Genomic DNA, 14,008 nt, shown 5'->3' on the forward strand with positions numbered 1-14,008 from the left:
GTCTGTAGCTCAGTTGGTTAGAGCGCACCCCTGATAAGGGTGAGGTCGGCAGTTCGAATCTGCCCAGACCCACCAGTTTCTTGTTGGGGCCATAGCTCAGCTGGGAGAGCGCCTGCCTTGCACGCAGGAGGTCAGCGGTTCGATCCCGCTTGGCTCCACCACCCCCTTGTTACCATGTCAAAGCTTAGAAATGAATATTCGCATCGAATATTGATTTCTGAACTTTTTCAGAATCGTTCTTTAAAAATTTGGGTATGTGATAGAAAGATAGACTGGACAGCACTTTCACTGGTGTTTGTTCAGGCTAAGGTAAAATTTGTGAGTTTTCATGAATTTTCGGCGAATGTCGTCTTCACAGTATAACCAGATTGCTTGGGGTTATATGGTCAAGTGAAGAAGCGCATACGGTGGATGCCTTGGCAGTCAGAGGCGATGAAAGACGTGGTAGCCTGCGATAAGCTTCGGGGAGTCGGCAAACAGACTTTGATCCGGAGATCTCTGAATGGGGGAACCCACTCAGCATAAGCTGAGTATCTTGTACTGAATACATAGGTGCAAGAGGCGAACCAGGGGAACTGAAACATCTAAGTACCCTGAGGAAAAGAAATCAACCGAGATTCCCTTAGTAGTGGCGAGCGAACGGGGACTAGCCCTTAAGTGGCTTTGAGATTAGCGGAACGCTCTGGAAAGTGCGGCCATAGTGGGTGATAGCCCTGTACGCGAAAATCTCTTAGTCATGAAATCGAGTAGGACGGAGCACGAGAAACTTTGTCTGAATATGGGGGGACCATCCTCCAAGGCTAAATACTACTGACTGACCGATAGTGAACCAGTACCGTGAGGGAAAGGCGAAAAGAACCCCGGAGAGGGGAGTGAAATAGATCCTGAAACCGTATGCGTACAAGCAGTGGGAGCCTACTTTGTTAGGTGACTGCGTACCTTTTGTATAATGGGTCAGCGACTTATATTCAGTGGCGAGCTTAACCGAATAGGGGAGGCGTAGCGAAAGCGAGTCTTAATAGGGCGTTTAGTCGCTGGGTATAGACCCGAAACCGGGCGATCTATCCATGGGCAGGTTGAAGGTTAGGTAACACTGACTGGAGGACCGAACCGACTACCGTTGAAAAGTTAGCGGATGACCTGTGGATCGGAGTGAAAGGCTAATCAAGCTCGGAGATAGCTGGTTCTCCTCGAAAGCTATTTAGGTAGCGCCTCATGTATCACTGTAGGGGGTAGAGCACTGTTTCGGCTAGGGGGTCATCCCGACTTACCAAACCGATGCAAACTCCGAATACCTACAAGTGCCGAGCATGGGAGACACACGGCGGGTGCTAACGTCCGTCGTGAAAAGGGAAACAACCCAGACCGTCAGCTAAGGTCCCAAAGTCATGGTTAAGTGGGAAACGATGTGGGAAGGCTTAGACAGCTAGGAGGTTGGCTTAGAAGCAGCCACCCTTTAAAGAAAGCGTAATAGCTCACTAGTCGAGTCGGCCTGCGCGGAAGATGTAACGGGGCTCAAACCATGCACCGAAGCTACGGGTATCACTTAGGTGATGCGGTAGAGGAGCGTTCTGTAAGCCTGTGAAGGTGAGTTGAGAAGCTTGCTGGAGGTATCAGAAGTGCGAATGCTGACATGAGTAACGACAATGGGAGTGAAAAACTCCCACGCCGAAAGACCAAGGTTTCCTGCGCAACGTTAATCGACGCAGGGTTAGTCGGTCCCTAAGGCGAGGCTGAAAAGCGTAGTCGATGGAAAACAGGTTAATATTCCTGTACTTCTAGTTATTGCGATGGAGGGACGGAGAAGGCTAGGCCAGCTTGGCGTTGGTTGTCCAAGTTTAAGGTGGTAGGCTGAGATCTTAGGTAAATCCGGGATCTTAAGGCCGAGAGCTGATGACGAGTTGCCTTTAGGCGACGAAGTGGTTGATGCCATGCTTCCAAGAAAAGCTTCTAAGCTTCAGATAACTAGGAACCGTACCCCAAACCGACACAGGTGGTTGGGTAGAGAATACCAAGGCGCTTGAGAGAACTCGGGTGAAGGAACTAGGCAAAATGGCACCGTAACTTCGGGAGAAGGTGCGCCGGTGAGGGTGAAGGACTTGCTCCGTAAGCTCATGCCGGTCGAAGATACCAGGCCGCTGCGACTGTTTATTAAAAACACAGCACTCTGCAAACACGAAAGTGGACGTATAGGGTGTGACGCCTGCCCGGTGCCGGAAGGTTAATTGATGGGGTTAGCTAACGCGAAGCTCTTGATCGAAGCCCCGGTAAACGGCGGCCGTAACTATAACGGTCCTAAGGTAGCGAAATTCCTTGTCGGGTAAGTTCCGACCTGCACGAATGGCGTAACGATGGCGGCGCTGTCTCCACCCGAGACTCAGTGAAATTGAAATCGCTGTGAAGATGCAGTGTATCCGCGGCTAGACGGAAAGACCCCGTGAACCTTTACTATAGCTTTGCACTGGACTTTGAATTTGCTTGTGTAGGATAGGTGGGAGGCTTTGAAGCGTGGACGCCAGTTCGCGTGGAGCCATCCTTGAAATACCACCCTGGCAACTTTGAGGTTCTAACTCAGGTCCGTTATCCGGATCGAGGACAGTGTATGGTGGGTAGTTTGACTGGGGCGGTCTCCTCCTAAAGAGTAACGGAGGAGTACGAAGGTGCGCTCAGACCGGTCGGAAATCGGTCGTAGAGTATAAAGGCAAAAGCGCGCTTGACTGCGAGACAGACACGTCGAGCAGGTACGAAAGTAGGTCTTAGTGATCCGGTGGTTCTGTATGGAAGGGCCATCGCTCAACGGATAAAAGGTACTCCGGGGATAACAGGCTGATACCGCCCAAGAGTTCATATCGACGGCGGTGTTTGGCACCTCGATGTCGGCTCATCACATCCTGGGGCTGAAGCCGGTCCCAAGGGTATGGCTGTTCGCCATTTAAAGTGGTACGCGAGCTGGGTTTAGAACGTCGTGAGACAGTTCGGTCCCTATCTGCCGTGGACGTTTGAGATTTGAGAGGGGCTGCTCCTAGTACGAGAGGACCGGAGTGGACGAACCTCTGGTGTTCCGGTTGTCACGCCAGTGGCATTGCCGGGTAGCTATGTTCGGAAGAGATAACCGCTGAAAGCATCTAAGCGGGAAACTTGCCTCAAGATGAGATCTCACTGGAGCCTTGAGCTCCCTGAAGGGCCGTCGAAGACTACGACGTTGATAGGTTGGGTGTGTAAGCGCTGTGAGGCGTTGAGCTAACCAATACTAATTGCCCGTGAGGCTTGACCATATAACACCCAAGCAATCTGCAACGCAGATTGTGGTGGTGAAGACGAAATGAACCGAAAGTTCGTAAAACCACAAACTGTCACATACCCAATTCGCTGGAGTGTCTAACAAGACCTTCTGGCAACAGAATTTCTTGACGACCATAGAGCATTGGAACCACCTGATCCCATCCCGAACTCAGCAGTGAAACGATGCATCGCCGATGGTAGTGTGGGGTTTCCCCATGTGAGAGTAGGTCATCGTCAAGATTAAATTCCGAAACCCCTATCTGCGTATGCAGGTAGGGGTTTTGTCTTTAGAGTAGAAGCATCAAGAATTCGCTGGCACGTCGCAACAGACGGACCGGCACACAGAATTTCTTGACGACCATAGAGCATTGGAACCACCTGATCCCATCCCGAACTCAGCAGTGAAACGATGCATCGCCGATGGTAGTGTGGGGTTTCCCCATGTGAGAGTAGGTCATCGTCAAGATTCAATTCCAAAACCCCTGTCTGCACTGCAGACAGGGGTTTTGTCTTTCTAGGGCCCGGCACCTGCTATGACAGGTCAAGTTGGTAGCCGCTGCCGCTAGGCTGCGATGGGACGCGAAGCGGCAGCTCACGGTTTTCAAGCGAAGGTACTGCAGCTTCAGGCAAGTGTGCCAATGCAACCAGATAGGCCCGATACGCCCGCTCCTACCGGCCTTGTAGGAGCGAGATTGTGCCGCTATAGCGAAATCACTCCAGCAAATTGCGCACGTTGTTCATAGCATCATCAGCGAACCCCTGAAGAAATGCCTGAAACCCAGGCAACGCATCGCGACCGCCTGTGTAAGGTTCGGCCTGAATAGTCCATACCGCGCGGGCACGATGTTCGCCCAGCGCCTCGACCTGCATGGCCGCCCACAGGTTGCCGATGTTCAGGCTGGTATAGATCAGGCTCCAGGTCATGCACATAGCCTGGTCATTGCGAGCATTGAGTTGTTCGATCACCACATTGCCATCCTTGAACAATTTCTTGCGCACCGAACGGACGCCGCTACCGCTCATTTCGATGTGCGAAAGCGCCGGAATGAACACGGGAAAGCCGGCAAAGTTGCCGACGATGTTCCAGACACTCGCCGCGTCTGCGGCAATCTCGACGCTGGCGACTACCTGGCAGCCATCAGGGTTTCGGATCAGGGTGTCGGGTTGAAGTGTTTGCATGGTGTGGATCTCCTGCGTGGGTTGAAGGGTTCAGAGGAATTCGATCTGGTGGAGGTACTGGCGACCGCGCTGCAGTAGCTCAGGGGTCTTGGCCGGATAACATGTGCCCATGCGCTTGACGCCAGCGCGGGCGTTGGCGTGCTGGATGTTGGAGATGTCGCCGATGTCTTCTTCGAAGCCGTCCAGGTAGAACCCCAGCACGTCGAACAAGGCGTTATCGCGGTCGACCCGCTGTAACTGTTGCTGCCATTGCTCGACACTGACCAGCTCGAACGGCCAGACATGGTCGCGAAATGCCGAGACATAGCTGCGCCAGCTCAGCGGCTCTGGGTTGTGGAGGTTGAACACGGCTTGCGCGTCCTGATAACGACTGCTGTGGAAGGCGATGAAGCGGGCGAGGAAGTCCACCGGCATGAGGTCGAAGTTCAGCTCCAGGGCTGGAACCTGACCCAGCTGTAGCGAGCCTTTGAGCATCAGCATCAGTCGATTGCGCTGAGGTTGGCAGACACCGGTACGGCTGTTGAAGCTGATATTGCCTGGGCGGTACAGATTGACCCATACACCCTCGGCGCGGGCGCGCTGAAGGATGCGTTCGCCGACCCATTTGCTCAGGTTGTAGCCATTGCGCAGGTAGATCGGTGGAGTGTTCGCTGGACCCTGTTCAAGCACCAGGCCGTCGCTGTCGATGGCACTGCAGGCAGACAAGGTCGATATGAAATTGACCACCTTCTTGCGTCGGCCTTCGCACAAGCGCAGGCACTCGAACAGCGGTTCGACGTTGTCGCGGGCCAAGGTCTGGTAATCAAGTACGTGATTGACTTGCGCTGCGTTGTGCAGCAGCGCGCCATAGTGGTTGTCGAGATAGTCGTAGTCGGCAGCACTCAGGCCTAGTTGCGGCAGGCGCAAGTCGGCGTCAAATACTTTCACCCGGGCCAGGTCCAAGGCACCTAACTGGTTTTCTTCCAGCGCCTGATAGAAGCGCTCGCTGGCTGACTGGTGGGCATTGCGTCGAACCAGGCAGGCTACTTCGCTGGCACCCCATGCCAGTAATGCTTCGACCAGGTGTACGCCGAGAAAGCTGTTGGCCCCGGTGACAATCACCTTGTGCACATCGCCCAGTTGCGCCAAGGGCCGGATAGTCAGGCCCAGCTCACGTCGACAGTCTTGCTCAGCCTGGGGATCGATTTCACCTGCTTGATTGGCGTCGCCACCAATCAGTTGCGCCAGACGACATAGGGTTGGCATTTCAATGAAGCGATTGATGGGGATGCCGCGACTGAACTGCTCACGGACACTCAACAGCAGGCGAGACAAAAGAATGGAATGCCCACCCAGATTGAAGAAGCTGTCATCGGTGGAGATGTCTTCCTCCGGTAGCTCCAGCAGCATGCTCCACACCCTCAGCAGCTGTTTCTCTATAGCATTGGCGGGAGCGCGGCGCTGGTTGTTCTGCGGCAACTCCAGTGGCAGTTGCATCAGCGAGTGACGATCGACTTTGCCGTTTGCGGTATAGGGCATGTGCGCTACGCGTCGGTACAAGGTCGGGCGCATGTAGTCGGGCAGATTTCGCTCGGCATGCTCTCGCAAGGCCTGCTCAGCGCCCTCGCTGGTGGGATGCGCGGCAAAGACGAGGATTCGACGCTGTTCATCAATGACCACGGCCAGTTGGCGGAACAATCCACTGGTGCGTAGGCAATGCTCGATCTCTTCCGGTTCGACGCGAAAGCCGCGGATCTTCACCTGATTGTCCCGCCGGCCACACAGCTCGATGCCATCAGCGGTCCATTTGCCAATGTCGCCAGTGCGGTACAGGCGCCGACGGGAGCCGTCAGCCAAATTGATCTGCACGAAGCGCTCGTCACTGAGCTGGGGATTGTTCAAATAGCCCAGGCCCACGCCGGGGCCGTCGATGTACAGCTCGCCGGGTTGTTGCTCAGCGACCGGCAGCAAGTCCTGGTCGAGAATCAATACTTGGGTGTTAGCGATCGGTCTCCCCAGGTTGCGCGGGTTGTCGCCTGGGCGTAATACCCGAGTGGTCGCCAGTACGCTGGTTTCCGTTGGGCCATAGATGTTATGCAACTGACACCGCTCGGCCAGTTGAGTGATCACCCCTGGCTCGCACACGTCGCCACCTGTGATCAAGTGGGTCAGGCCCAAACCCCGCTCAAGCGGCAGAATGCTCAACAGCGCAGGTGGCAGAAAGGCGTGGCTAACCTGTTGCTGGTGAATCAGCGTGAGCAGTTGTTGCGGATCGCGACGTTGGTCCTCGTTGGGTACCACTAGCTCGGCGCCACAGATCCAGGTCGGCAAGATGTCCAACAGTGAGGCGTCAAAGCCGATGGTCGAGAACTGCAAGACCCGGCAATCCTGTGATAGCTGCACATGTGCGCTGTACCACGCCTGGAAATGGCTGAGGTTGCGTTGGCTTAACAGCACGCCTTTGGGCTGCCCAGTGGTGCCGGAGGTGTAGATCGCCACGCATGGGTTATCCAGCGCCGGACGTTGCAGCATTAACGCCGGTAGTGGGGCTTGCTTCACGGCGGGCAACTGGCGCACGTCCAGCGCCGTCAGGTTTGGCCCTTCATAGACGAACTGTCCATCGTGCAGCAACACACAGGCTCTGGCATCGCCCAGGATCTGACGCAGCCGTTGCGCCGGCTGGTTCGGGTCAAGCGGTAGATACACCACATCGCAGCCCAGAACGGCCAGGAGGCTGGCATAGAGCGCTGGTGACTTGCCGATGCAGACACCCACTACAACAGCTTGCGTGGGATTCACGGCCGCAGGTAACAGTGGTAGCAACTGTTGCTGGATGGCGACAGCCTGAGCGTGTAAATGGTGATAGTCCATACGCTGGCCATCCAGGTTCAGCGCTGGCTTGTGTGCGTAACGGCGCAGGCTCTGATCCAGCCGTTCGATCAACGGGATGCCGGCTTGGCGCAGCAGCTCGGGGGATCGCGTTTGGTTGAAACGATGAACAAATGCCAGCTGTTCAAGCCAACCTAGGTTTTGCTCGTGGTCATGCGGGCCCGGATTGATCGCGACAAGCTCGAGCAGGTGATCCGGATTCCGTGAAAAGCGACTGATCTGTAGAGCAAGTGTTTCCAGCAGGACGTCGATTGTTTGTTGACGCAGTTGCTGGCCATTGCCCGACAGGACTGGCGCCACTTGCTGGCGCTCGATCAGCCGTTGCGCGGTGAAGCTGCCAGTCCAGCACAACAGCTCTATTGCAGGCAGGTCACTGTTTGGCTGTTGGTAGACACCCAGGCGAAGACTCAGCAGCGGGCAATTCTTCCATACCTGCCAGTCGCTCGGGTCGAGCGTGAGACTTCCATCGTCGATCACCAGGTGCGGCGGGTGCCACGGGAGCTGCGCCATGGCCTGGGAGGAGGTTACCTGGGCTACTGCGTGGCCATACTGCTCAATCTCTTGATTGATTAGTGTCAGCGCCGGACTATTACCGATCAACAGGATGTCGAGACGTCTCATGGCGCTCTCCTTGCCTGGGGCAGGTAGTGCGCCAGTGCGTGTTGTACGCAGGGTGAGTCGAGCATTGAACTGCTACGAAAAAAGCGCAGGATGTTGTTCAGTAACGGATGCTGGCTGTTTATTGGATAGGCCATGCCCAGAACCTCTTCACGTAGTGCCTGGCGAACGAGGGGGGCGACTGGCAGGTGCGCGATCAGTTCGAAGTCGAAGGCTTTCTGGAGGTCGTTGGTCAGGTACTGGTTGAGGAATACTGGGAGAATTGCTGCCAGACATTGGCGGTCAGCCTCTGAAGCGCTTTGCCAGTAAATGCGTGTCAGCCGCGCCCAGAATGCTGAATGGCGCCCCTCATCCAGCAGGTGATCGGCCATCAGGCCCTTCACCGACGGTTTGACCGTGTCGTCACGGGCGAAGGCGGCGACATCGTCGGTGAGGGTGTTCTCGGCAATGCCGACACAAATCAGTTCCAGAGCATCCTGCAAGTGCGCTGGGGCTAGGGCCAGGGCCGCTGGAATCGCGCGGCTGAGCTCGATTTCTGCTGGCAAGCTAATCGGTTCGATACCGCTCAGCGCGATGGTTTGCTGCATGAAATCCATCGCTACCAAGGCGTGGTAGTCCTCATCGACTACCACGGTCATGGCGTCGTAGCGGCAGGCGAACGGGAAGCGAATGGCGAAGCGATCCTTGGCGATTCTGCGAGCGGTGCGGTCGACGATTTCGGTTTCGAAGATCACTACGTCATTGATGAACTTGTACAGGCTTTGTACCAAGGCAAAGTCGCGCAGTTGCGGGCACTCGCGCTCGAAAGTCTGCGCTAGCACCAGCGGCTGGCGGCTTAGTGGATAGATCAGGCGCTGGTCATCTTCGACCAAGCGCCGCGGACGGGTGCGGATGGTGGCCCGGCTCTCCCAGGTATCGGCAAAGGATTGGTAGTCGATGGCGTTCATGCGCGGACCTCGACTTGGCCGATGCGCATCGACAGACGCAGTTGATCCCACAGAGCGATACGGCTTTGTACTGCGGCAATCGCGGCTTCGTAGACTTGCTGTTCACGCTGTGGGTCTTGATTCACCAGACGCGCGAGCAGCTCTTCGGCGGCCGGGCCGTGGTCCTCTGAGTCGACTTCAATGTGCCGTTGCAGGTAGTAGCGCAACGTCGGTGCTTGTTCAGCGCTGATGCCCCAGTCATCCAGGATGCGCTGGAACATGGTCGGGATGACGCTTTCGCGCCCGTGCAGAAACGCTGCGGCAACGCTGTGCGCCTGGGCATTGAGGGCGACGTCCAGGGTGTTGCAGACAAATTGTTTGGCGGCCTCACTGGCCTCGGACTGTTGCAAGGCGTTGGCGTAACCGATGCCTTGGCGTTGCAGGTGGACGAACTGCTCGATGGCCGTGGTGCTGGCACCGACCTCACGCATGGCGTCCAGGTAGAGCTCGAAGTGGCTGTAGTGGCCCCGATCAAGACGATCATCCGACTCCTCGCCCAGCACGATTTCATTGATCAGGCGGGCGGCTTGCGGGTCTTGCGGTGGCAGCCAGGGTAGGTGAACGCAGGTTAGCTCCTGTTGCAGGCGCTTGGTCAGTGACATGAAGTCCCAGACGGCAAATACATGGGTTTCCATGAAGCGTTGAAGTACCGGCAGTGAATCGATTTCGGAAAATATAGGGTGAGTGGCAAGTTTCTCTTTGTATTGTGCAAGTCTTGATTTATAGGTGGCCATAATGTTCCCTCATCAGTGCTTAATGTGTACATGGCGCGATAGTGGGTAAAGAATTCCATCTCTTTGCGGCGAGTAAATGCCTCGATTGCAAAGTCGATAAAATGCTTTGGTTGTGTAGCCAGGCCCGTTGAGAGGCTGGTATTCAGGGCTTAACTGAGCGTTGAGTGGCTCGCCGGTAGCTGGCGTTTAAAAAGTTAGAACAACTTCCTGGGGTCTTGCAATGGGCTTTGTAAATATATTTGCGCTCTTATTATTTTGCGAATAAGTTGGTCTTATAAAACATCTTTTGAGAGTTTTATTGGCATGTAAGTACTCCTTCCGACAATAACGAGTCAGAATAAAAGCATGATGAGTGAATGCCTCACTCGGAGTACTACTGAAGGACGGAATTATCACGGCAATAATTGTGTGGGCAGCTGATCGATATTGGACCTGGCCCGGCGCTGGACTCCTTCTGTATGTTCTGGACAGGCAGCCGACCTGGCCCGTCTGAAGACGATCAGCGGTCGCTGCGCGAACTAGAGTGTGCCGAAAACGCACACGCTGCCATGGCTGCGTTCAGGAGGAGGAGGGCGAATTGAGAGGGCGCGCGCTCATCACAGCGCAATGACGAGCGCAAAACGGCTGGAGGCCGTCATAGATTGATACAAATAGATAGCGGGGCTGATGCGCCACTGGGGCGCGGAATTACTCTGCCGCTCGACCGTTCAGATAAGCCTTGATGGTTTTCGCCGCGGTGTTCAGATGGCGCTCGAGAACGTTGATAGCGTCATCGACGGATTTATCGTTGGCTGCATCCACCAGGCCGTTGTGGTCGTCCTGGGTCAGTTTGCCCAGGCCCATCGAGGACAAGTGAAAGCGCAGGAAGCGTTCTTCTTCATTGAGCTCGATTTCAATCAGGCGCAACAGCTTCTTGTTTGAGGCCTTGTGGTACAAGCTCATGTGAAACAACCGGTTTAGGCGACCGATTTCAGCATGTCGGGTTTCTTTTTCCAATTGCTTGATATAACCGCGGGCAAGGGCAATGTCATCGGCATCGAGCAGTGGGATCGACTGGCGCAGTGCTTCCGATTCCAGAATCACTCGAAGTGCATAGGTGTCCACGGCATCTTCACCAATCAGCGGTGCTACCACAGCGCCCTTGTGTGCCACCACTTGCAGCAGGGATTGCGCTTCAAGCTGACGCAGGGCTTCACGTACTGGCATACGGCTGACCCCGAACAGCGTCGCCAACTCCTGTTGGCGCAGGGCCCGGCCAGGTGCCAGGCGGCCATCAAGGATAGCGCTGCGCAACCGCTCTTCAATCACACTACGAGCCAGGTGCGGCGGCACTTGCTCGCTGCCCAGTATTTCGCTCAAGGATTTGGATTTTTCGGTCACGCTTTACTCTGTCCTTAATGTCGGGATGTTTTGACGATTGGATCCAATAACCCTAGTCAGCGGGTGAGCACTTGTCAAACCGCGCACAACGACCTCGAGTGCTGACCCTGTCGGCTGACTGCAGGCGTAACGGTAGTTGCTATCGTGAATGAAGTTTTTCTCCAAGGGAAGCTGAGCCGACGTACTGGCCACTGGCACTTTCCCCAATAGTCAGTAAGCGGATGATGGGTGATTGCACGGTGCCATTGTTTTTTCATGGGTAAGGCCGCACCATCGGTGTTTTTCCATAGGTCTGCGCAGGTTTTTCGCATTGGCGATACGTTGGGCTGTTCACTTGACCATGCGCCGGCTGGGCCTTGCCGTAGTGCTCGGCTGCCTGTTGCTGGGCAGCCTGCACGCCGACTGGGATTTTTCCCAGATCAGCCGCCGTGCCCAGTCCCTGTATGGGCCTTTGGGGGCAGGGCAAGGCCGTATCGATGCTTGGCAGAACCTGCTGACGACGCAAAAGCAGGGCAGCGAAGCCGAGCAGCTCAAACGGGTCAACCAGTTCTTCAATCACCAATTGCGCTATGTCGAGGATATCGACCTGTGGCGCGAGGTCGATTACTGGGCAACGCCGATACAGGCCTTGATCAAGGGCCAGGGTGATTGCGAAGACTATGCTGTCGCCAAGTACTTCAGCCTCAGGCGCATGGGCGTGCCGGCTGACAAGCTGCGGATCACTTACGTTAAGGCGCTACGGCAGAACCGTGCGCACATGGTCCTGACCTACTATTCGAGCCCCAACGCCATGCCGCTGGTGCTCGACAGCCTGATGGACGCGATCAAGCCCGCCAGCGAGCGTACCGACTTGCTGCCGGTCTACTCCTTCAACGGTGAGGGGCTGTGGCTGACCGGCGCTACGGGCAACAAGAAGGTCGGCGATACCAAACGCTTGTCGCGCTGGCAGGATCTACTGAAAAAGATGCAGGCCGAAGGTTTCCCGGCCGAACCGGTTTACTAAAGGAGCACAGATGTCACTGTTCAAACAATTGCTGCTCGCCATCTGCCTGTTTCTGGTGGTCGCCTTCAGCGGCAGCTTCATGGTCAGTCTGGAGAGTTCGCGCAGCCAATATGTAAACCAATTGCGCTCGCACGCCCAGGATGCGGCGACTGCCTTGGCACTGTCGCTGACGCCCAACATCGATGACCCGGCGATGGTTGAGTTGATGGTCAGCTCGATTTTCGACAGTGGTTATTACTCCAGTATCAAAGTCATCGACCTGGGCTCTAATGCCGTGTTGGTTGAGCGTCACGCCGAAGCTGAAGCCAACGGTGTACCAGGCTGGTTCATTCGCCTGATCGGCCTTGAGCCTGCTGGTGGCGATGCCATCGTCAGCCGGGGTTGGCAGCAGGCGGCACGAGTCGAAGTGGTCAGCCATCCGATGTTCGCCCTGGCCAAACTCTGGCAGAGCGCCTTGGGTAGCCTGGGCTGGTTGCTTTTGTGCGGGGCCTTGAGCGCGGTGCTCGGCGCGTTATTACTGCGTCGGCAGCTCAAGCCGTTGGACTACATGGTGGCGCAGTCCCACGCCATTGCTCGTCGCGAGTTTCTCAGCCTGCCTGACCTGCCGAGCACCCCAGAGTTGCGCCGGGTGGTCCAGGCCATGAATCAGATGGTCGAGAAGCTCAAGGCGCTGTTCAAGGAGCAGGCTGAGCGCAGCGAAAAGCTGCGTGTTGAGTCCTATCAGGACAGCCTCACAGGCCTGGCCAATCGGCGTTATTTCGAAATGCAGCTCAATGCACAGGTCAGCAATATCGAAGAAGCCCGGCCGGGCTACTTGTTGCTGTTGCGAGTCAAAGACCTCGCCGGGCTCAACCAGCGCCTCGGCGGTCAACGTACCGACCAATTGCTCCAGGCCGTCGGCCAGCAACTGCAGCGCACTTGCGCCAATTATCCGGAGACCAACAACCTGATCACGCGCAGCCGTGGCGGTGAATTCGCCGTGCTGGCGCCAGGCCTGGTGCATGAGGAAGCGGTTCAGTTGGCCCAAGCCCTGGAAGTCACCTTGCAAAGTCTGGCCGACACCGGAGCCACCGATGTCACGCCCGTGGCCTGCATCGGTATGGCCCCGTACAGCCCTGGCGATGCTCCTCAGGCCTTGCTGAAGCTGGCGGATGAGGCGCTGGCACGGGCCGAGAGCCAAGTTGAGCCCGGCTGGGTCTGCCTTGAGCAAGGAACTGCCCCTCAGGCCGGTGATACTCACCATGCCTGGCACCAGTTGCTGGATGAGGCGCTGCAACAAGGGCGCTTCCAGTTGTTTTTCCAGCCGGTGGTGGCCAGCGATTCACCCGAGAAGGTATTGCACTTTAAGGTCATCTCGCGGGTGTTGGACAATCAAGGCCAGGCGATTGCTGCCGGACGTTTCTTACCCTGGCTGGAGCGCTTTGGCTGGTCGGCGCGGCTTGATGTGCTGATGCTTGAGCAGGTGCTCAAGCACATGCAGACCCACACCGAGTCGTTGGCCTTGAACCTCTCGGCAGCTACCTTGGCCGATCCTGCTGCACTGCAGAGGGTGTATGAGTTGCTTGGCCAGAGTCAGGCGCTGGGGCCGCGCCTGACCCTGGAAATCGGCGAAGAACAACTACCAGACCAGGCAGTGCTGGAGCAATTGACCCGGCGTTTGCGTGGGCTGGGTTTCAGCCTGAGTCTGCAACGTTTTGGTGGGCGCTTCAGTATGATCGGCAACCTGGCGCATTTGGGGCTGGCCTACCTGAAGATCGATGGCAGCTACATCCGTGCAATCGATCAAGAGCAGCACAAGCGCTTGTTCATCGAAGCGATCCAGCGCGCCGCGCACAGCATCGACCTGCCGCTGATTGCCGAGCGGGTGGAAACTGAAGGTGAACTCAAGGTGCTGCGAGAGATGGGTATTCAGGGCGTGCAGGGCAGGCTGGTCGGCGAACCCGCACCTTGGCGCTGAG

Annotated in this window: 7 protein-coding genes, 2 tRNA genes and 3 rRNA genes (1 of these 12 only partly in view); 7 read left to right on the forward strand and 5 right to left on the reverse strand. The window is 56.3% G+C overall.

Translation table 11 applies throughout. The annotated features are described in order from the left end of the window. The 5 genes from CX511_RS01380 to rrf (CX511_RS01400) form a co-directional block, all read left to right on the forward strand. Positions 1-75, forward strand: a tRNA-Ile gene (locus CX511_RS01380); it begins 2 nt to the left of the window's first position. Positions 76-85: 10 nt separating this feature from the next. Further along, positions 86-161, forward strand: a tRNA-Ala gene (locus CX511_RS01385). A gap of 223 nt (positions 162-384) precedes the next feature. Next, positions 385-3,275: ribosomal RNA gene (locus CX511_RS01390) — 23S ribosomal RNA — on the forward strand. Between the two features lie 131 nt (positions 3,276-3,406). Further along, positions 3,407-3,522, forward strand: a 5S ribosomal RNA gene (rrf, locus tag CX511_RS01395). Between the two features lie 110 nt (positions 3,523-3,632). Continuing rightward, positions 3,633-3,748, forward strand: a 5S ribosomal RNA gene (rrf, locus tag CX511_RS01400). A gap of 245 nt (positions 3,749-3,993) precedes the next feature. Here the strand turns inward: rrf (CX511_RS01400) and CX511_RS01405 are convergent. From CX511_RS01405 to CX511_RS01425, 5 genes are all read right to left on the reverse strand, one after another. Continuing rightward, a complete protein-coding gene (locus CX511_RS01405) occupies positions 3,994-4,461 on the reverse strand; it encodes an SRPBCC family protein (protein WP_045190287.1) in 468 nt (155 codons plus the stop codon). Between the two features lie 30 nt (positions 4,462-4,491). Beyond that, complete coding sequence (locus CX511_RS01410; RefSeq protein WP_101291840.1) at positions 4,492-7,950, reverse strand: amino acid adenylation domain-containing protein; 3,459 nt, start codon at positions 7,948-7,950, stop codon at positions 4,492-4,494. Further along, complete coding sequence (locus tag CX511_RS01415; RefSeq protein ID WP_045190284.1) at positions 7,947-8,894, reverse strand: diiron oxygenase; 948 nt, start codon at positions 8,892-8,894, stop codon at positions 7,947-7,949. Before CX511_RS01415 ends, CX511_RS01410 begins: the two co-directional genes overlap by 4 nt. Further along, positions 8,891-9,667, reverse strand: a complete 777-nt coding sequence (locus tag CX511_RS01420) for a DUF3050 domain-containing protein (protein WP_101291839.1) — start codon at positions 9,665-9,667, stop codon at positions 8,891-8,893. The genes CX511_RS01415 and CX511_RS01420 overlap by 4 nt, the downstream gene beginning before the upstream one ends. Before the next feature lie 687 nt (positions 9,668-10,354). Next, on the reverse strand, positions 10,355-11,047 hold the full coding sequence (locus CX511_RS01425; protein WP_101291838.1) for a GntR family transcriptional regulator: 693 nt from the start codon (positions 11,045-11,047) through the stop codon (positions 10,355-10,357). A gap of 340 nt (positions 11,048-11,387) precedes the next feature. Here CX511_RS01425 and lapG point away from each other — a divergent pair, with 340 nt between their 5' ends. Both lapG and lapD read left to right on the forward strand, forming a co-directional pair. After that, positions 11,388-12,050, forward strand: a complete 663-nt coding sequence (lapG, locus tag CX511_RS01430; RefSeq protein WP_373432784.1) for a cysteine protease LapG — start codon at positions 11,388-11,390, stop codon at positions 12,048-12,050. Between the two features lie 10 nt (positions 12,051-12,060). Further along, positions 12,061-14,007, forward strand: a complete 1,947-nt coding sequence (gene lapD / locus CX511_RS01435; RefSeq protein ID WP_101291837.1) for a cyclic di-GMP receptor LapD — start codon at positions 12,061-12,063, stop codon at positions 14,005-14,007. Position 14,008 lies beyond the last annotated feature (1 nt).

Origin of the sequence: Pseudomonas sp. S06B 330 (genome assembly GCF_002845275.2) — a bacterium.
Taxonomy (GTDB): Bacteria; Pseudomonadota; Gammaproteobacteria; order Pseudomonadales; family Pseudomonadaceae; genus Aquipseudomonas.